Source organism: Arthrobacter sp. 131MFCol6.1 (assembly GCF_000374925.1).
GTDB lineage: Bacteria > Actinomycetota > Actinomycetes > Actinomycetales > Micrococcaceae > Arthrobacter.
Genome location: NZ_KB895553.1, coordinates 52,007 through 70,301, shown reverse-complemented (window position 1 = coordinate 70,301; position 18,295 = coordinate 52,007). Strand labels below are relative to the sequence as shown.

At 69.4% G+C, this 18,295-nt stretch carries 20 protein-coding genes; 5 read left to right on the top strand and 15 right to left on the bottom strand.

Going from position 1 to position 18,295, the window contains the following annotated elements; all coding sequences use genetic code 11:
- Positions 1-210 precede the first annotated feature (210 nt).
- Both C566_RS0117955 and C566_RS0117950 read right to left on the bottom strand, forming a co-directional pair.
- Positions 211-552 carry a DUF202 domain-containing protein gene (locus C566_RS0117955; protein ID WP_081627373.1) on the bottom strand — a complete coding sequence of 114 codons (342 nt, stop codon included), beginning with the start codon at positions 550-552 and terminating at the stop codon, positions 211-213.
- Positions 549-905 carry a YidH family protein gene (locus tag C566_RS0117950; RefSeq protein WP_018775740.1) on the bottom strand — a complete coding sequence of 119 codons (357 nt, stop codon included), beginning with the start codon at positions 903-905 and terminating at the stop codon, positions 549-551. Before C566_RS0117950 ends, C566_RS0117955 begins: the two co-directional genes overlap by 4 nt.
- 185 nt (positions 906-1,090) lie before the next feature.
- Between C566_RS0117950 and C566_RS0117945 the strand changes: the two genes are divergently transcribed.
- Positions 1,091-2,266 carry an ADP-ribosylglycohydrolase family protein gene (locus C566_RS0117945; protein WP_018775739.1) on the top strand — a complete coding sequence of 392 codons (1,176 nt, stop codon included), beginning with the start codon at positions 1,091-1,093 and terminating at the stop codon, positions 2,264-2,266.
- Between the two features lie 750 nt (positions 2,267-3,016).
- Here the strand turns inward: C566_RS0117945 and C566_RS0117940 are convergent.
- Both C566_RS0117940 and C566_RS0117935 read right to left on the bottom strand, forming a co-directional pair.
- Positions 3,017-3,583, bottom strand: coding sequence for a DUF4395 domain-containing protein (locus C566_RS0117940; protein WP_018775738.1), 567 nt, complete (start codon positions 3,581-3,583; stop codon positions 3,017-3,019).
- 108 nt (positions 3,584-3,691) lie between these two features.
- Complete coding sequence (locus C566_RS0117935; protein ID WP_026266822.1) at positions 3,692-4,708, bottom strand: exonuclease domain-containing protein; 1,017 nt, start codon at positions 4,706-4,708, stop codon at positions 3,692-3,694.
- A 101-nt stretch (positions 4,709-4,809) separates the two neighbouring features.
- Here C566_RS0117935 and C566_RS0117930 point away from each other — a divergent pair, with 101 nt between their 5' ends.
- A complete protein-coding gene (locus C566_RS0117930) occupies positions 4,810-5,577 on the top strand; it encodes a VTT domain-containing protein (protein WP_018775736.1) in 768 nt (255 codons plus the stop codon).
- Positions 5,578-5,704: 127 nt separating this feature from the next.
- Here the strand turns inward: C566_RS0117930 and rdgB are convergent, their stop codons facing one another.
- The 6 genes from rdgB to clpS form a co-directional block, all read right to left on the bottom strand.
- Positions 5,705-6,382 (bottom strand): RdgB/HAM1 family non-canonical purine NTP pyrophosphatase, encoded by a 678-nt coding sequence (rdgB, locus tag C566_RS0117925; protein ID WP_018775735.1) that lies wholly within the window; start codon positions 6,380-6,382, stop codon positions 5,705-5,707.
- Positions 6,379-7,137, bottom strand: coding sequence for a ribonuclease PH (rph, locus tag C566_RS0117920; protein ID WP_018775734.1), 759 nt, complete (start codon positions 7,135-7,137; stop codon positions 6,379-6,381). Before rph ends, rdgB begins: the two co-directional genes overlap by 4 nt.
- Positions 7,138-7,181: 44 nt before the next feature.
- Positions 7,182-7,979, bottom strand: a complete 798-nt coding sequence (locus C566_RS0117915; protein WP_018775733.1) for an MBL fold metallo-hydrolase — start codon at positions 7,977-7,979, stop codon at positions 7,182-7,184.
- Complete coding sequence (murI, locus tag C566_RS0117910) at positions 7,976-9,013, bottom strand: glutamate racemase (RefSeq protein WP_018775732.1); 1,038 nt, start codon at positions 9,011-9,013, stop codon at positions 7,976-7,978. Before murI ends, C566_RS0117915 begins: the two co-directional genes overlap by 4 nt.
- A gap of 85 nt (positions 9,014-9,098) precedes the next feature.
- Positions 9,099-9,665 (bottom strand): DUF2017 domain-containing protein, encoded by a 567-nt coding sequence (locus C566_RS0117905; protein WP_018775731.1) that lies wholly within the window; start codon positions 9,663-9,665, stop codon positions 9,099-9,101.
- Complete coding sequence (gene clpS / locus C566_RS0117900) at positions 9,658-10,023, bottom strand: ATP-dependent Clp protease adapter ClpS (RefSeq protein ID WP_018775730.1); 366 nt, start codon at positions 10,021-10,023, stop codon at positions 9,658-9,660. Before clpS ends, C566_RS0117905 begins: the two co-directional genes overlap by 8 nt.
- A 37-nt stretch (positions 10,024-10,060) precedes the next feature.
- On the opposite strand from clpS, the gene C566_RS0117895 reads away from it, so the two are divergent.
- The 3 genes from C566_RS0117895 (at position 10,061) to C566_RS0117885 (ending at position 12,487) form a co-directional block, all read left to right on the top strand.
- Complete coding sequence (locus tag C566_RS0117895) at positions 10,061-11,389, top strand: nicotinate phosphoribosyltransferase (protein WP_018775729.1); 1,329 nt, start codon at positions 10,061-10,063, stop codon at positions 11,387-11,389.
- Positions 11,390-12,064 carry an isochorismatase family protein gene (locus C566_RS0117890; RefSeq protein ID WP_018775728.1) on the top strand — a complete coding sequence of 225 codons (675 nt, stop codon included), beginning with the start codon at positions 11,390-11,392 and terminating at the stop codon, positions 12,062-12,064.
- Between the two features lie 75 nt (positions 12,065-12,139).
- Positions 12,140-12,487 carry a hypothetical protein gene (locus C566_RS0117885; protein ID WP_018775727.1) on the top strand — a complete coding sequence of 116 codons (348 nt, stop codon included), beginning with the start codon at positions 12,140-12,142 and terminating at the stop codon, positions 12,485-12,487.
- 124 nt (positions 12,488-12,611) lie between these two features.
- Here C566_RS0117885 and C566_RS0117880 read toward each other — a convergent pair whose 3' ends face one another.
- The 5 genes from C566_RS0117880 to C566_RS0117860 form a co-directional block, all read right to left on the bottom strand.
- Entirely contained in the window at positions 12,612-14,408 is a 1,797-nt protein-coding gene (locus C566_RS0117880; RefSeq protein ID WP_018775726.1) for a DEAD/DEAH box helicase, read from the bottom strand.
- 227 nt (positions 14,409-14,635) lie between these two features.
- The gene (locus tag C566_RS0117875) at positions 14,636-14,953 is read right to left on the bottom strand and encodes a DUF3039 domain-containing protein (RefSeq protein ID WP_370122952.1); all 318 of its coding nucleotides are present in this window, start codon (positions 14,951-14,953) and stop codon (positions 14,636-14,638) included.
- Between the two features lie 60 nt (positions 14,954-15,013).
- Positions 15,014-15,796, bottom strand: coding sequence for a glucosamine-6-phosphate deaminase (gene nagB, locus C566_RS0117870; RefSeq protein ID WP_018775724.1), 783 nt, complete (start codon positions 15,794-15,796; stop codon positions 15,014-15,016).
- A gap of 59 nt (positions 15,797-15,855) precedes the next feature.
- The gene (locus C566_RS0117865) at positions 15,856-17,427 is read right to left on the bottom strand and encodes a hypothetical protein (protein ID WP_018775723.1); all 1,572 of its coding nucleotides are present in this window, start codon (positions 17,425-17,427) and stop codon (positions 15,856-15,858) included.
- Positions 17,409-18,224: an ABC transporter ATP-binding protein gene (locus tag C566_RS0117860; RefSeq protein WP_018775722.1), complete on the bottom strand. Its 816-nt coding sequence runs from the start codon at positions 18,222-18,224 to the stop codon at positions 17,409-17,411. Before C566_RS0117860 ends, C566_RS0117865 begins: the two co-directional genes overlap by 19 nt.
- Between the last annotated feature and the right edge of the window lie 71 nt (positions 18,225-18,295).

The following is an 18,295-nucleotide window of genomic DNA, read 5'->3' as shown; positions in this document are numbered from 1 at the left end:
GCGGCGCGCCCAGGGCTGCAGTTGCGGCGTCGCTGGACCGCCGCCGGGTTCGTGGTCCGGGTGCGGCCTCGGCCGCCTGGAGATTGGGTCCGCCAGCAGTCTGCCAGCGCAATCTGGATGTTGGCTGGATTCCGGCTGGGTGCCCGTTCCGGCCCGCGATTCAGTGCCTCAGCTCAGTGCCAGTTCAGCGCCCCAGTTCAGTGCCCCAGCTCAGCGCCCCAGGGCGAGCGCGGCCACGGCGCTGGCGGCCAGAACCACGACGGCGGCGGCGGCCCAGCGCAGCAGCGGCGCCGGCGGCGCAGCGTTGGACCGCCGGAGCTCCCGCCCGCGGACCAGCACGCACACACCCAGGACCAGCGTCGCGGCCATTGCGGCCAGGGCGCAGAGGCCAAGGAAATCAATAGGACCCGCAGCCCCGCCCCGGGACCCTGCGAGCGCCCAGCTGCGCCAGACCAAAAGGTCCGCCACGATCAGGGCCAGCAATGTCCGGCGCCAGGCCAGGGACGTCCGCTCGGGCTGCAGCCCGGGGTCCCGGACTGCATCTGGTCTCACCGCGCCACCAGGATGAGGACCGCGAACACCAGTGCCGCAGCCGCGACGCCGATGGTCATCACCAGCATCACCCCGGAGAACGGCAGCTCCCTGTTGTTCCGCATGGCGGCCTCCATGAGCCCCCACCGGTGGTAGGACAGGGCGGCCAGGCCCGCGCCCAGGAACGCGAGGATGACGCACAACACGATCCGCACGGGGCCGGGCGCGATCTCCGGGGCCAGCTGGTCGATCGCAAGGGCTCCGGCAATGAGGGCCAGGGACGTGCGGATCCAGGCCAGGAACGTCCGCTCGTTGGCCAGGGAGAACCTGTAGTCGGGGGTGGTCCCGGTCTTCCGCCACGCTGGTTCGCGCATTCGTTTCCTCCGCTGCCCGGCGATACGCGCCGGCGGTTGCCTCGTCTGACCGCTGGACGGGTCCTACCAGCACCCTACCGGCGTTCCGCATCCGCCGCCGCCCAGCCTCAAGTCACCGGCGCTAAGTCCCCGGCTGGGGCGGCGGCATTGCGAAGTGCGGTGCAGCGCCGGGTAAATTTGAGGGCATGAGCACCGAGCCCGGGACCAGCCCCGCACCCGCCCCAACACCCGGCCAGCCACACTCCCCTGCCCACGGCTCGCGCATCCACGGCTGCCTGCTGGGTGGCGCGCTCGGAGATTCGCTGGGCTACGCCGTCGAGTTCGACAGCATTTCCGCCATCCGCGCCCGGTTCGGCCCCGCGGGCCTGCAGGATTTTTCCGCGCTCGACGCCGGCAGCCCCTTTTCGGACGACACGCAAATGACGCTGTACACCGCTGACGGCCTCCTCGAGGCACTGGAATGGGCTAACGACGGCGTGGCGGCGGACATCAACGCATGCCTGTGGCTCGCGTACCTGCGCTGGCTGGGAACCCAGGGCGTCGCCGTGCCGGCGTCGGCCCCGTTCCAGCCGCCGCGCTGGATCGATGCCCAGGATGTCCTGAAGAGCCGGCGCTCACCCGGCAACGCGTGCCTGAGCGGACTGGCCACGGGCGAGATGGGTACCGTGAAGCGGCCGGTCAATCCGGATTCGAAGGGCTGCGGCAGCGTGATGCGGTCGGCGCCGTTCGGCCTGATCCCCCACCTCGAAGCGGAAACGGTCTATAAGCTCAGCGCCGATGCCGCGTCCCTGACCCACGGGCACCCCGCGGCACGGCAGAGCGCCGGAGTTTTCAGCCTTCTCATCCACGCCCTGTCCTCCGGCCACGGGCTGCGCGAGGCGGCGGAAGCGGCCCTCGGGCAGCTGCTCGGCGGCGTCCTGCGCAAGGGCGAAAATCCGGATCCGGATGTGGTGGCGCGGCTGGAGGCGGCCCTGCGGCTGGCCGGAGACGCGCTCGGCGGCGGAGACGTGCTCAGCCCCGAGGACCTGGTGGGCGAACTCGGCGAGGGGTGGGTGGCCGAGGAAGCCCTCGCCGTCGCCCTCTACGCCGTGCTGGCCACCGCCCCAGGAACCGGGACAGAAACAGGGACTGCGGACGCCGTCCGTGCCGGGGCCGACCCCGCCCAGGCCCATTTCCGTGCCGCAATCGCGGTGGCGGTGAACCACAGCGGGGACAGCGATTCTACGGCGTCGATCGCCGGGAACATCCTGGGCGCGTTCTACGGCGAGCGGTGCCTGCCGGCAGACTGGCTGGCGGCGCTTCAGGCGCCGGAGGTCATCCGGGGCATGGCCTCGAAGCTGGCCACCGTCACCGGCGCATAGCTTCGGCGGGCAACTGTCAGCAGGGCTCCTGTGTGCCAGGCGTCGGGCCTTCGGCATTCGCGCAGCGCAGCAGGCTGCGCTCGGGAGCCGCGGCCTCGGCTTGGCCGCGGGACATACCCCGTTCGACCCCGCTGCGATGGACATGTCCTTCCCCGGCTACTGCATCCTCAGGACATGCCCAGTCGTGGCCGAGTGCCATGAACATGTCCATCGGCCATTGCCGCGTAACGAGGACCTGCCCAGTCGCCCTCGCTGCGAAGGGGACATGTCCGTCCCCGGCCGCGGCTTCCTCAGGACATGCCCATCCCTGGCCTCGGGGACTGGACATATTGCCGCTATGTCCACCGGTCAGATCCTCCCAAGGACATGTCCGCCCCTCCCTGCAACGTACCCCAGGGCATGCCCAGTCGCCCTCGCTGCGAAGGACATGTCCATCCCCGGCTGCGGCATCCTCAGGACATGCCCATCCCCTGACGCGGGGACTGGACATATTGCCACTATGTCCACCCGTCAGAGCCTCCCAAGGACACGTCCGTTCCTCCCTGCGACGCACCCCCCGGGCATGTGCGGTCTCCCTCGCTGCGAAGGACATGTCCATCCCCGGCTGCGGCTTCCTCAGGACATGCCCATCCCCGGCTGCGGCATCGTCAGGTCATGCCCATCCCCGGCCGCGGCATCCTCAGGACATGTCCGTCACCGGCTCACAGCTTCGGCGGAACCCACGCTCCCCGGACCTAAGCGCCCCGGATCTTAGGCGCCGCGGAGCGAGATGTTGTTGCAGGCTTCGCAGACGTCGGCGGGGATGAGCCCGCGGCGCTGCAGGAAGCCGAAGATGGTGCAGCCGAGGCAGAACCCGGCGAACGCTTCAAGGGACGCGGCGGCTATCAGCACGGCGAGCAGCACCCACGCCGCGGGAGCGAGGCCGGCAGCCAGCAGCACCGCAGCCGCCGTCGACACGGCGGCGCCGATGCCTTGGGCGAACCGCTTGGGCGGACCGGGAACGAGGCGAGTCCGCCCGAGACGGGGCGTCAGGACCTTGACCGAGAGCTGGGCCAGGGGCGAGATCCGGGGGCCAAACAGCACGCGCAGCCAGAACCCGGCCGCGATGACGGCGAGCCCCCAGCCGAAACCGGTCATCAGGGTCACGGCGGACAGCGCCACCACCAGGGCCGCGGTGATGCGGGCGGCGTACTCGTTCACCGGGTTCGGAAACGCGAACACCCGCCGCCAGTCGATGCCGCCCGTCGACGGCGCTGAGTCCGACGGCGTTGACGCAGCCGGCGCTGTGGAGGCCTGTGCATCCGTGGGTTTGCTCATCCGCCAAGGCTATGGGCGGGCGCGCCGTGGGGGGAATGATTGTTGCGCCGTGTGACTGCCGCTTCAGGCAGGCCCAAGTCAGGCAGCACCAGGGTCAGGCAGGCCAGGTCAGGCAGGTGCGGCGGCAAGGTGTCCGCCGACCATCTGCAGGAATTCGCCCTCGGACAGGACCTCGATGCGTTGCCCGCGTTCGTGAAGTTCCAGGACGCGGCGCGCCTTGCCGGTCAGCCGGCCGGAGCGCAGGTCCGCGGCCACAAACCCGTCGCCCACCACCAGGACGGTGGTACGGGCTGTGACCCGGCTTTCAGGCCTGGCGCCAAGCTCTGCGGAACGGGCCTTGGCTTCGGGGCGGGGAATTGCCAGTTCGCCGGTGAACACGACGGTCTGGCCGAACAGCGGGTGGTCGGGGCTGGCGGCGGCGTTGGGGGCCGGGTTGGGGCCTTCCTCCGGCCACCCGGCCACGAACCGACGGCCCGGGGGCGAGCCGGCGGTTCCCCCCGCGAGCGCCTCCATCGCGGCCAGGGTGGCCTTGGACAGCGGGTCGCGCCGGGGGTCGAACGCCGGCTGGTGCGACACGGCCAGGCCGAGGGACAGGTAGAGTTCCGCGATGCTTGCTGCCCCGTTGCGGGCGGCGATGTCGATCAGGATGCCGGCACAGGCGCGGGCGTCCTCGGCGGCATCGTGGTGGTTGAGCAACGGGACGCCGGCCTCCTCGGCGGCGTAGGGCAGCGAATTGGACACCAGGGAGTAGCAGCGCCGGGACAACATCACCGTGCAGACGTAGTCGTAGGCGGGTCCGGACAGCCCGGACACCTCCAGGCCGGAGCGGATCACGCCCAGATCGAACGCTGCATTGTGCGCCGCCAGCACGTCGCCGCCGATGAACGCGCCGATCTCCGGGAACAGCTCCCCGAACCGGGGCAGTCCCGCCACCTGGTCCGGCCTGATGCCGTGGATCCGCACGTTGTGGTGGTCAAAGGTGTCATGGTTTTCCGGCGGCCGCATGAGCCATGAGGCTTCCTCGACGACGACGCCGCCCCGGACCTTGCTCAGGCCGACAGCGCACGGCGAACCGCGAAAGCCGTTCGCAGTCTCAAAGTCGATCGCCGTAAAGTCCAAAGCCACGGCCCAACTTTACCGTCCGCGGGCGGCACCCCCGCACCGGACCGGCCCGCCGGGGCCCGCCGACGGCCGTCAAGTACCCTTAACGGGTGAACGTACTAGCAATGAGCGACCTCGCCGTGTCCGCCCTTGGCGGCGCCGGCCCCGTCCAGCCGCAGATGGCCTCCTTCCTGCCCGACTGGCTCAACCCGCAGGTTTTCCTGGCGAATCCCGCGTTCGCGCCGTGGGTGGTCCTGCTGATCTGCGGCATCATCTTTGCCGAGACCGGGCTGCTGATCGGCTTCTTCCTGCCCGGCGACTCCATGCTGTTCACGGCCGGTCTGCTCGTGGCCACCGGCACCATTCAGGTCAACATCTGGGTCCTGACCGCGCTCATCATCGTCGCCGCGATCATCGGCAACCAGGTGGGCTACCTGATCGGGTCCAAGGCCGGACCTGCCCTGTTCAACAAGCCCGATTCCAAGCTGTTCAAGCGTGAAAACGTGGAAAGCGCGCATGCCTTCTTCGAAAAGCACGGCGGCAAGGCCCTGATTCTGGCCCGGTTCGTTCCGATTATCCGCACCTTCGTCCCGGTGATCGTGGGCGTCGCGCAGATGAGCAAGCGGAAGTTCTTTACCTACAACGTGATCGGCGCGGTGCTGTGGGGCGGCGGCGTCACGCTCCTCGGCTACCTGCTCGGGGACAAGGTCCCGTGGGTCAAGGACAACCTGGACATCATCTTCATCGCCATCGTGCTGGTCTCCGTGATCCCGATCGGCATCGAGGTGGTCCGCGGCATGATCGCCAAGCGCCAGGCTGAGAAATACGGCACCGGCGTCGTGGACGAATTCATCGAGGAGCACGAGCCGGAAGAAGAGCGCCGGACCCCCTAGCGCAGTGCCGCAGTAGACGCAGCAGTCAACTGCAGCCGTTAACTAAGGAAGGCGCCCCACGGTGTGGGGCGCCTTCCTTCGTCCTGCCCGGCCTGGCCGGTATGTCCGTCTGGCCGGCGTGGGCCGGCTACTTCCCGGCCAGGGCCTCGACGATGGCCGGCAGGAGCGCCCGGAACGCATGGCCCCGGTGGCTGATGGCGTTCTTTTCCTCGGAGCTGAGCTCGGCGCAGCTGCGGTCCAGACCGCTCGGCTGCAGGACGGGGTCATAGCCAAAGCCGCCCTCCCCGCGCGGCTCCCGCAGGAGTGTCCCTTCGAGCTGCCCGTATTCCACGACTTCCCGGCCGCCGTCGGGCGAGGACCCGGGCACCGCCAGCGCCGCGGCGCAGACGAACGCGGCCCCGCGGTACTCCTCCGGCACGTCGGCCAGCTGGGCGAGCAGCAGCTGCAGGTTCGCGGCGTCGTCGCCGTGCCGGCCGGACCAGCGCGCCGAGAAAATCCCGGGCGCGCCACCGAGGACGTCCACGGCTAGTCCGGAGTCGTCGGCGATCGCCACAAGGCCCGTGGCCTGTGCCACCGCCCGGGCCTTGAGCAGCGAGTTTTCGGCGAAGGTCACGCCGGTCTCGGCGACGTCGGGGGCGCCGACGGCGCCGGCATCCACCACCTGCGTGTCGACGTCGAGCCCGGGAACCTGGCCGCGCAGCAGCTCACGGAGTTCCCGGAGCTTGCCTTGGTTGTGCGTGGCGAGGACGAGCCGCGGGCCCGGGCTATCGGCTTCCGGCTGGCCTGCGAAGGGCGCCTCCGTCACGGGGCCTCCGCCAGGGTGTCGCGCTGGATCGCGGCGAGCTGCTCCGTGCCCAGCAGCGCCAGGTCCAGCAGCTTGTTAAGCTCGTCGCGGTCAAAGGGTGCGCCCTCGGCGGTGCCCTGGACTTCCACGAACTTTCCGGAGCCGGTCACCACGACGTTCATGTCGGTCTCGGCGCGCACGTCTTCGACGTAGGGCAGGTCGAGCATCGGGACGCCGTCGATGATGCCGACGGACACCGCGGCGATCGTATCGACCAGGGGCTGGGCGTTGCGGGCGATCATCTTCTTCTCGCGGGCGAACCGGATGGCGTCGGCCAGTGCCACATAGGCGCCGGTGATCGCCGCGGTGCGCGTGCCGCCGTCGGCCTGCAGGACATCGCAGTCCAGCACGATCGTCATCTCGCCGAGGGCCTTGGTGTCGATGATGGAGCGCAGCGAGCGGCCGATCAGCCGGGAGATCTCGTGGGTGCGGCCGCCGATTTTGCCCTTGACCGACTCGCGGTCGGACCGGGTGTTCGTGGCCCGGGGCAGCATGGCGTACTCGGCCGTGACCCAGCCGCGGCCCTCGCCCTTGAGCCAGCGCGGCACGCCTTCGGTCAGGGAGGCTGTGCACAGGACCCGGGTGTTGCCGAACTCGATCAGGGCCGACCCCTCGGCCTGCTTGGACCAGCCGCGCGTGATGCTGATCGGGCGCAGCTGGTCGGGGGTACGGCCGTCGGCGCGGATGACGGGGACACTGGGAGCTTGGGAAGTCATGCCTTTAGCTTATCGACTCACCCGGTCCGGCCCGGGCAGTTCAGCTAGACGGTGTAGTGCACACCCGCGACGGCGACGGCCACGTCCTTGCCGAAGATCTCCTTGGCCTCGGCCATGACGGTGGTCGGCGACGTCCAGACGGGAATGTGCGTCAGCAGCAGCCGGCGCGCGCCGGCGGCGACGGCGGCCTCCCCCGCCCGTTTGCCCGTCAGGTGCACGTCCTTGATCGCGTCGTCGCGGCCTTCCTCGAACGCCGCCTCGCACAGGAAGAGGTCGGCGTCCCGCGCGGCGTCCTCCAGGCCCGCGCAGGAGTCCGTGTCCCCGGAGTAGCTCAGGATGCGGGTCACGGGCGTGCCGTCCTTGGCAGGCTCGGTGACCTCCACGCGAAGGGCGTAGGCCTCCTCGACGGGATGGTTCACCGCGTAGGGCGTCACCGTGAACGGGCCGACGCTCACCGGCTTGCGCTCGGACCAGTTGCCGAAGTCGAATTCCTCGTGCATGCCCGGGTCCAGGTCCAGCCCGTAGGCCGTGGCCATCCGGTCTGCCGTCGCGGCGGGCCCCCACACCGGAATCCTGCCCCGTCCCCAGCCGCCCGGCTTCCAGCGCACGGCAACATGGAGCCCGCACAGGTCCATGCAGTGGTCCGGGTGCAGGTGGGTGAGGAAGATCGCGTCAATGTCCTCCAGGTCCGTGTAGCGCTGGATGGCGCCGAGCGCCCCGCTGCCGAGGTCCAGGACGATCTTCCAGTTCCGCTCGCCGTCGTTGGCGGTCAGCAGATAGCACGACGCCGGCGAACCCGGCCCCGGGAAGGAGCCGGTACAGCCCACGATGGTCAGCTTCACAGCAGTGGTCCCCCGCCCGCGGATCCGCCCACGAAGTTCGAGATCCGCGGCCGGCCCGCGCCGGCCCGGGCGGCGGCGATCATCTCCGGGGTGATCCGGGCGAGGCTGCCGGTGGGGTACTGCGCCGCGACGTGGTCCACGTGGCGGACACTGAGGACCTCGGGGCCCAGGAAACGCCGGGCGAGGTGCTCAAACTGGGCGGCGTCGCCGGTGGCGATGAAATTGTGCTCCGGCGCCGCGGCGTCCGTGCGCTCCAGGCCCCGGGAGGCCAAGGCCCGGTAGACGTCCTTGGCCGTCTCCTCGGCGCTGGAAACCAGCGTGACGTCCTCGCCCATGACGAAGGAGATCACGCCGGTGAGCAGAGGGTAGTGGGTGCAGCCGAGCACCACGGTGTCCACCCCGGCGGCAATGAGCGGTGCCAGGTAGTCCCGCGCGACGGCGAGCAGTTCCGGTCCGGTGGTGATCCCGGCCTCCACGTACGGTACGAACGCGGGGCAGGCGACGGACGTGATCTCCAGGTCCGGGGCCGCGGCGAAGGTGTCATCGTAGGCGCGCGAGCCCACCGTGGCCGAGGTCCCGATCACGCCCACCCGGCCCGTCCGGGTTGCCGCGACGGCACGCCGCACGGCCGGCTGGATCACCTCGATCACGGGGATCCCGTACCGGGCCGTGTACCGTTCGCGGGCGTCACGCAGCACGGCGGCGGACGCGGAGTTGCAGGCAATGGTCAGCAGCTTCACGCCGGAATCCACGAGCTCGTCCATGACGCCCAGGGCATTGGCCCGGACTTCGGCGATGGGAAGGGGCCCGTAGGGGCCGTGCGCAGTGTCACCGACGTACAGGATGGATTCGTTGGGCAGCTGGTCGATGATCGACCTGGCCACCGTGAGGCCGCCGACGCCGGAGTCGAAGACGCCGATGGGGCGCGACGCCAGCTCTGATGCCGGTGCGGGTCCCGTGGGGCCAGTGGGGGTGCTGCTCGCTGGGGAGTCCGCGGCAGCCGCTGCCGGATCCGTATTTGATGCTGAAGTCATGATTATTCGAGGATAGGACAACGCCTGCGGGGCGGCCATGACATTGTGGTGTGCAACTCGTGTCTCATGGGTCACACGCCCGCGCTCAGCGCCGGGCATCGAGCGAGTGCACCATGGCCTGGACCAGCGACTCCTGCAGCCACGTGGTGAAGTTGTACACCAGGGCCAGGTAGCTTTCCACGTCCTCGGCCTGGGCCCAGTCCTGCATGAGGTGGACATTGTCGGCGTCGGCGTCGTCACGGATGTCCAGGCGTTCGGCCAGCACCAGCCGGACATCGTTGAGCGCGGTGGCCCAGTGCCGCGCGTCGTCCGGGGTCAGGACGAGGTTCTCCCGGTCCAGGCTCAGGGCGGCCGCCTTCAGCGCGCCGATCTTGCTTTCGCGCAGCGAGCGCTCGGTGTACCGGCGGAACTCCAGGGAGGCGTCGTCGTCGTTCTTCATCACGTTCGGCAACAGCCGCCGCATGGCGCGGTCCGACGGCTCGCGGGCTTCAGTGTCCAGGCCCACCAGGGCCGCCAGCGGGTCCTCGTTGGCGCGCTGCTCCGGCTCCAGCATGGAGATGACGTCGTCGAAAAGGCTGCGCAGCAGTTCCCGCTCGGCCGGCTCCAGATAGCCTTTGATGCCCTTGAGCCCGTACTTGAATGCCTTAGCCACGTTTTCCCTTGCCTTTGCCGGAACCGCCCGCGTTGCCGCCCGTGGCTTTTTCCACCGTCGCCCAGAGGCCGTAGCCATGCATGGCGACGGCGTGCTGCTCCACCTGTTCCTTGCTGCCGTGCGCCACGATCGAGCGGCCCTTCTTGTGGACCTCCATCATGAGCTTGTTGGCCTTGGCCTCCGAGTAGCCGAAATAGCTGCGGAACACATAGCTCACGTAGCTCATCAGGTTCACGGGATCGTTCCAGATCACGAGGTTCCAGGGGACGTCCGGGGCGGTCAGGACGTCGCCGGACGTCACTGTTCCGGTCTGGGTGCTCTCCCGTGTGTCGGGGCCGAGCGCAACGCTGAGGGTCATCTGTCCATTCTATGGGGATGCACACTAGAGTGAATTTGTGAGTACCTCCGCTGGCTGGGACCGTCCCCGCACGTCCCTGTACACCGACCATTACGAGCTGACCATGCTGCAGGGTGCCCTGCAGTCCGGCGCAGCCCACCGCAAATCGGTCTTCGAGGCCTTCGCCCGGCGGCTCCCGGACGGGCGCCGCTACGGGATCGTGGCGGGCACCGGCCGCCTGCTGGAGGGGATCGCGAACTTCCGCTTCGGCGAGCCGGAACTGGACTTCCTGCGCCGGACCAAAGTGGTCAACGACCAGACACTGGAGTACCTGGCCGGCTACAGCTTTTCCGGCGACATCTGGGGCTATCCGGAGGGTGAGGCGTACTTCCCGAACTCCCCCGTGCTGATCGTGGAGGCCACGTTCGCCGAGGCCTGCATCCTGGAGACCTACCTGCTCTCCGTGCTCAACCACGACTGCGCCATCGCCTCGGCCGCCTCCCGGATGATCTCCGCGGCCGGAACCCGCCCGTGCATCGAGATGGGATCGCGCCGGACGCACGAGGAATCGGCGGCCGCCGCCGCCCGGGCCGCGGTCATCGCCGGGTTCGACAGCACCTCGAACCTGGAGGCCGGATTGCGCTACGGGCTGAAGACCGTGGGCACGGCCGCCCATTCCTTCACCCTCCTCCATGACACCGAGCGGGAAGCCTTCGAGGCGCAGATTGCCGCCTTTGGGCCGGACACGTCCCTGCTGGTGGACACCTACGACGTCGAAACGGCCGTCCGCACCGCCGTCGACCTCGCCGGCGACAAGCTGGGCGCGGTCCGGCTGGACTCGGGCGACCTCGTGGCCCAGGCCCAGTGGGTGCGCCAGCTGCTTGACGAGCTCGGCAACGACCACACCAAGATCGTGGTGACCTCAGACCTCGACGAATTCGCGATCGCGGCCCTGGCCTCCGCGCCGGTGGACTCCTACGGCGTGGGCACCTCGCTCGTGACCGGTTCCGGGGCCCCGACGGCGAGCATGGTCTACAAGCTCGTCAGCCGCACCGACGACGCCGGCGATTTCATCTCCGTCGCCAAGGCCGCCAAGAACAAAGCCAGCAAGGGCGGCCGGAAGTACGCGCTGCGCAAGCTCAACGAGCGCGGGACCGCCACGGCGGAAATCGTCGGCGTCGGCCATCACCCGGAGGACGACGGCAACGACCGTCCCCTGCTGCAGCAGTTCGTCAAGAACGGCGAGCTTCTGCCCGGGTGGACCGGGCCCGAGGGGGTCCAGCGCGCGCGCCGCCGCCACGCGGAGACCATGCGGGAGCTTCCCGCGGTGGTCAACCGGCTCCAGCGCGGCGAGGCGGCCATCCCCACCATCTACGAGGAGGACTGAATGTCCCGCGCCCTGATCATTGTTGACGTCCAGAACGATTTCTGTGAGGGCGGTGCCCTGGCCGTCCCCGGCGGGGCAAGCCTGGCCGGGGAAATCAGCGAGTACGTCGACGCCCACCACGGCCAGTTCGACCACGTCGTGGCCACCCAGGACTGGCACATCGATCCGGGTGCGCACTTCTCGGAGGAACCCGATCTCGTGGACAGCTGGCCGCGGCATTGCGTGGCGGGCACCCGCGGGGCCGAACTGCATCCCGATCTGGATCCCGAACACATCCAGGCGTACTTCCGCAAGGGACAGTTCGCCGCGGCCTACTCCGGCTTCGAAGGGCTCCTGGCCCCCGAGGACGACGTCCCCACCGGGGACCGCCAGCCCGGCGCCATGCCCGTTACCGGCGCCGGCGCCGGAGACTCCGAAGACGCCGTGAGTTCCTTCGCCGGTGATTTCGCAGTCAGCGACGATGCGATCGGACTGGACGACTGGCTGCAGAGCCACGACGTCGAGGACATCGTGGTGGTGGGCATCGCCACGGACTACTGCGTCAAGGCGACCGCCCTGGATGCCGTCCAGGCCGGCTACTCCGTCACGGTGCTGCGCGGATTGACGGTCGGCATTGCCGAAGACCTGGACGACGCCGTGGCCGAGATGGAGCTCGGCGGCGTCGATGTCCTCTGAGCCAGTAGACTCGAAATCCTTGCCCTATCGCCAGTCTTGCCATATTGACAGTCCCGTAGAACCCCGGAGTACACCATGAAGAAGACCCTGACCGTCCTGATTGCCGTCGGAGCGTTGCTCGGCGCGGCCGGCTGCTCGGCCACGCCGCAGCTGACCAACGAGGAAACCTGCGCCCGGGTCAAGACCGTGGTCTCCGCCCAGTCGGCCACGTCGGACAAAGCCGGCATGACCAGGGTGGCCAACCAGCTGCGGCCCATCAAGGCGGCGGCCTCCGAGGACCTGCAGGCTCCGCTGCAGACCATCATCGAATACTTCGACGAGTCGGCCAAGCCCTCCCCGGACACCGCCAAGCTCGAGGACATGAAGGCCGACTACACCGCGGCAGGGCAGACCTACGGCCAGGTCTGCGGCGCCGGCCAGTAGTCGAAGCAAAATTCACAGCAGAGTAAACAGCAGAGGGACCAGTTCACAGTGAACTGGTCCCTCTGCTCGTTGCCCTGCGCCTAGTGGCCTTTGCTCATGCTCCTGCCCATAACCCTGCGCGGGGCTACTTCCGGCCGATGAACCAGTCCTGGAGCTTGCGCAGACGTGTCTGCAGCTGTTCCTCGTTGGCCTGTGCGACGGCCGGGCCGCCGCAGACGGTCCGGAGCTTGGTGTGGATGACGCCGTGCGGGGTCCCGGTGCGGGCCGACCAGGCCGCGACGTTCTTGGCCAGCTCGGTGCGCAGGTCCATGAGCATCCGGTGGTCCGGGACGGCCGGGGCGGCCGCCGCGGCGGCACTCGAGGCATCAGCTTGCGGGGAGCGCCTGTTCTTCCGGTTCAGCTGCTCGTGCTGGCGCTGGCGCAGCAGCGTGCCGACCTGTTCGGCGTCCAGCAGGCCGGGGATCCCGAGGAAGTCGAGCTCGTCCTCCGAGCCCACCTCGCCGCCGGTGCCGAACTCGCCGCCGTCGAAGAGCACCCGGTCAAAGGACGCCTGGGAGTCGAGGGCCTCGAACTTGCCCTTCATCAGGGAGTCGGAGGCCTTCTCCTCGCGGTTCGCCTCGTCCATGAGCGAGTCCTCTGGATTGAAGAGGCCGTCGCTGTCTTCCTTCTCCGGGCGGTCCAGCGCGTGGTCGCGCTCGGCCTCCATCGAGTTGGCCAGCGCCATCAGCTGCGGCACCGAGGGCAGGAAGACCGACGCCGTCTCGCCGCGCTTGCGGGCACGCACGAAGCGCCCGACGGCCTGGGCGAAGAACAGCGGGGTGGAGGTCGAGGTGGCGTAGACGCCGACAGACAGCCGGGGAACGTCCACGCCTTCGGAAACCATCCGGACGGCCACCATCCAGCGCTTCTCGCTGGCGGTGAATTCCTCGATCTTGCTGGAGGCCTTCGCGTCGTCGGAGAGGATGACGGTGGGCGATTCGCCGGTGATCTTCTTCAGCTGGCCGGCGTACGCGCGGGCGTCCTCGTGGTCGGTGGCAATGACCAGGCCGCCGGCATCCGGAACGCTGCGCCGGACCTCGCTGAGACGTTTGTCCGCGCCGGCCAGGACCGCGGGGATCCATTCGCCGGCCGGGTTCAGCGCGGTGCGCCATGCCTGGGAGGTGATGTCCTTCGTGACGGCCGACTCCCCGAGCGAGGCGGCCATCTCGTCCCCGGCGCTCGTGCGCCAGCGCATTTGGCCGGAGTACGCCATGAACATCACCGGGCGGACCACGTGGTCGCGCAGCGCCTTGCCGTAGCCGTAGGTGTAGTCGGCCTTGGAGCGCCGGATCCCGTCGCGGTCCTCGGCGTACTCCACGAACGGGATGGGCGAGGTATCCGAACGGAACGGGGTGCCCGTCAGGGAAAGCCGCCGGGCCGCCGGGTCGAACGCCTCACGAAGGCCGTCGCCCCAGGACAGGGCCTCGCCGCCGTGGTGGATTTCATCCAGGATCACCAGCGTGCGGGCGGCTTCGGTCTTGGCCCGGTGCAGCATGGGCTTGCTGGCCACCTGGGCGTAGGTCACGGCGACGCCGATGAACCCGCGGCCGTGCTGGCCGTCGGCATTCTTGAAGTTCGGGTCGATCGCGATGCCGACCCGGGCAGCGGCGTCGGCCCACTGGCGCTTCAGGTGGTCGGTGGGCGCCACGATGGTCACGCGGTTGACCACGCCGGACTCGATGAGCATGGACGCCACGCGCAGGGCGAAGGTGGTTTTACCCGCGCCGGGGGTTGCGACCGCAAGGAAATCCTTGGGATGGGTGCTGAAGTAGCTGTCCAGCGCCTCCTGCTGCCAGGCGCGCAGCTTGGGGGCGGTGCCCCAGGCGGCCCGCTCGGGATAGGCGGGGGGCAGCGTGGGTCCGCCGAAAAGTGTCTCCGTCATTAAGGCGCCCTCCATCCGCGCATGGCTGCAGCCGACGGAGAAACCCAATTAAGCACAAAAACACCAATCTTTTTCGGATGGACCCGGCGGAACCCCGCACCGGGCGGAACCCGGACAGCACGGACCGGCAATCAGGAAAGCAGAAAATCAGGGGCGCGACGGCGCGCCGCCATGGGGAAACGCCGTCCGGGGACGGCTAACGGAACCTGTTGTTCCGTTGATTGCCCTTACTTGTCGCCGGAGCCCTTGCCGCCGTCGTTTCCGGGGCGCAGGCCCTCGTAGACTTCCTTGCATTCGGGGCAGACGGGGAACTTCTGCGGGTCCCGGCCCGGAGTCCAGACCTTGCCGCAGAGCGCGATCACCGGTTCACCGGTCAGCGCCGATTCCATGATCTTTTCCTTGCGCACGTAGTGCGAGAAGCGTTCCCGGTCACCGGGCTCAACTTCCTGGCGCAGTTCCTCGCGCTCGATCGTGGCCGTTGACGTCCCGGCTCCGGAGAGCTCGCGCATCGGATCGTTTTCGAGAGGATCGGTCATGCTAGTCATGACACCCATCTTAGCCGTAGGAAGGGCGCCGCCGGACCTGCCGGGTGCCGGCGGCGGGGCCTAGAGGCCCTGCCAGGCGGGTTTGTGGTCGTAGCTGTGGCGGTAGTAATCCGCCAGCCGCAGCGACGACGCCGCCGCCTCGTCCAGGAGGATGGTGGCGTGCGGGTGCAACTGCAGCACGGAGGCCGCACAGATGGCGGCGACGGGGCCTTCCGCGAGGTCCCGGACGGCCTGGGCTTTCTGCGCGCCGGTGGCAACCAGGATCACGTGGCGGGCATCCAGGATGGTGCCCAGGCCTTGGGTCAGGACGTGGTGCGGCACGTCGGCCAGGCTGCCGAAAAACCGTGCGTTGTCCCGGCGTGTCTGCTCGATCAGGGTCTTGATCCGCGTCCGGGACGCCAGCGACGAACCTGGTTCGTTGAACCCGATGTGGCCGTCCGTTCCGACGCCGAGGAGCTGAAGGTCCACTCCCCCGGCGTCGCGGATGGCGTCTTCATAGGCCCGGCAGGCCGCCGGGATGTCCGCCGCGGCGCCGTCGGGCACGTGGACGTTGTCCGGGCTGATGTTCACCCGGGCGGTGAATTCGCGCGCGATCACCTCGCGGTAGGACTCCGGATGGCCGGCCGGCAGTCCCACGTACTCGTCCAGGGCGAAGGCGCGGACCCGGCTGAAATCCAGGCCGGCCCGCTCGTGCCGGGCCGCCAGTTCGGTGTAGACCGGCAGCGGCGTGGAACCGGTCGCCAGACCCAGCACGGCGTCGGGCTTGCGGCGGAGAAGGGCCTCCACCGCATCGGCGGCAAGCGACGCGATCTGTTTGCTGCCGGGAAGGATGACAACTTCCATGATCCTGCCTTTGCTGGCCTACCTGGTGTCCGAGTCTGCGCACTCCCAGCATGCACCCGTCAGCGGTTGACGGCCAGTTGTGCCAGCAGCTCCGGTGCCCGCCGGTCCAGCCATGCTCCGCCGGTCCGGATGCCGACGGCGAAGAGTGCCAGGCCCAGCACGGGCCCGAGAACCAGAGTGATCCAGCCCGGCACGGGGCTGCCGGTGATGAACTGCGCGGCCACGAGCGCCGCCTCGGGCGCCACGAGGACCATGAGGACGGCCATGCCGCCGAACTGCACGGCGAGGGTCTGGGCCACGTTGCCCGGAGGCTTCTTGAACGGGCTGTCCCCCGGCAGCGGGACGCTCACGGTGTAGCGCGCCGAGATCACCGACGCCAGACCCAGGCCGGTGAAGAGGACACCGAGGGAGAGGCCCAGGACCGCGGGCAGCTTGTCCCAGTCGCCGGTGAAGAAGAACGGACCGACGCTGAAGAGGACCACCACCGGCAGCGCGAAGCTCAGGCACGCCAGCGCCCGGCCGAGCCGGTCGTCGGCGCCGCGCACCCCCGTGGCCACGTGCAGGGCGAAGGCGGTGCTGTCATAGGAGACGTCCGTGGAGATCGACCAGGACAGGAGGAAGGCCGTCAGCGGCCCGACAAACTGGAACGGGCCGTAGAACCCGCTCTGGCTGCCCTGGAAGAGGAACAGCACCGGCAGGAGCGGAACGACCACGAGCGCGCCGGCGTAGCGGGGGTCGCGCAGCCAGTAGTACAGGGATCTCGCGGCGACGGCGGCGGCCGGTGTCGCCGGGAACAGCCCGAACAGGCCCGTGCCGCCGGTCCGGCGCTTGGACGTCCCGGCGTACGGCGGGGTCACGAGGGCGCGCTGCAGCAGGAGCTTCCACGCCAGGGCCAGGCCCGCCAGTGTGGCCACGGCGATGAGGAATTTCACGGCCGCGGCCGCGTAGCTGCCGGCAGCGAGCTCGCCGCCGAGAGAGAAGGCCGCCCCGGCCGGCGTCCAGGACAGGGCCCGGGCCAGGCCGGTCAGGAAATCGCCGGATCCGGCGATTCCCCTCGCAATGCCCGCCACGATGGGACCCGTAAGCACGAGCGGGATGAGGAAGGCGACGGCGCTGATGTCCTTGAAGCGCCGGGAGCTTGCCAGTCCGGCCGTGGCCGTGGTCACGACCTTGGAGAGCACGATGCAGCTCAGCACGCCCAGCACAGCACCGGCGAGGGCGCCGGCCGCGGCCGGCAGGCTGCGGGACCAGGTGCCCACCGTGGCGAGTGCAACCAGGGAGGTTGCGAGACCCGGTATGCCGATCAGGCCGCCGAGCGCCAGCCCGGCCAGCAGCTGCGGCATGGGCACGGCGAAGGTGGTGAACCGGGCAGGGTCCAGCGTCATGTCCGCGGCGGAGACCGCGACGGGAATGATGGCCCAGCCCAGCAGTGCCGTGGCGCCGCAGAGGACCACCACGGTCTGGGCGAGTTCAATCTCCACCCCGCGCAGGACGAACAGCCCGGCCACGCAAACACCCACGATTCCCAGGGCATACAGGGCGCCGATCCCGAGGCCCACCAGCTGCCACGGGCTGCGCCGGACGCTGTTGCGCAGCAGGGTCAGCTTGAGCCTCAGAAGGTGCGCAACCATTCCAGCCCCTCCGTGTGGTTCCGGCCGCCCACGAGCTGCACGAAGCGGTCCTCGAGGCTGGCGCCGGCGCGGACTTCCTCCACGGTGCCCGCGGCGAGGACCCGGCCGCCGGCGACGACGGCGACGTGGTCGCACATGCGCTGGACCAGGTCCATGACGTGGCTGGAGACGATGACCGTTCCGCCCGAGGCAACGTAGCGGTCCAGGATGTCGCGGATGTTCGCCGCGGAGATCGGATCCACCGATTCGAACGGCTCGTCCAGGACCAGGAGCCGCGGGGCGTGGATCAGCGCCGAGGCCAGCGCGATTTTCTTGGTCATGCCGGCGGAATAGTCCACCACCAGCGTGCCGGCGTCACTGTCCAGGTCCAGCGCCGCGAGCAGCTCCGCCACCCGGGACGCCACCATTTCCCGGTCCATTCCGCGCAGCAGGCCGGCATAGGTGACCAGCTGCTCGCCGCTGAGGCGGTCGAACAGCCGGACGCCGTCGGGCAGGATCCCCATCAGCTTCTTGGCCTCCAGCGGATGCTGCCAGACGTCGACGCCGTGGATCAGCGCGGTGCCGAAGTCGGGGCGCAGCAGGCCGGTCGCCATGGACAAAGTGGTGGTCTTGCCGGCCCCGTTGGGCCCGACCACCCCGTAGAAGGAGCCGGCCGGAACGTCCAGGCTGATGCCGTCGACGGCGATTTTGTCGCCAAAGCGCTTGGCGAGGCCAAGCAGGGACAGGGCAGGAACCGGCGGCGAAGACGGGCCGGGCGGGGCTGGCTGTCCCTGCTGGCCAGGGGGTTGGAATGTCATGACGCCAGACTAACCGCCCGGCGGCGCGAAAAGGATCGTCCGCAAGGCGTAGGTTTTCACGCCCGGGAACC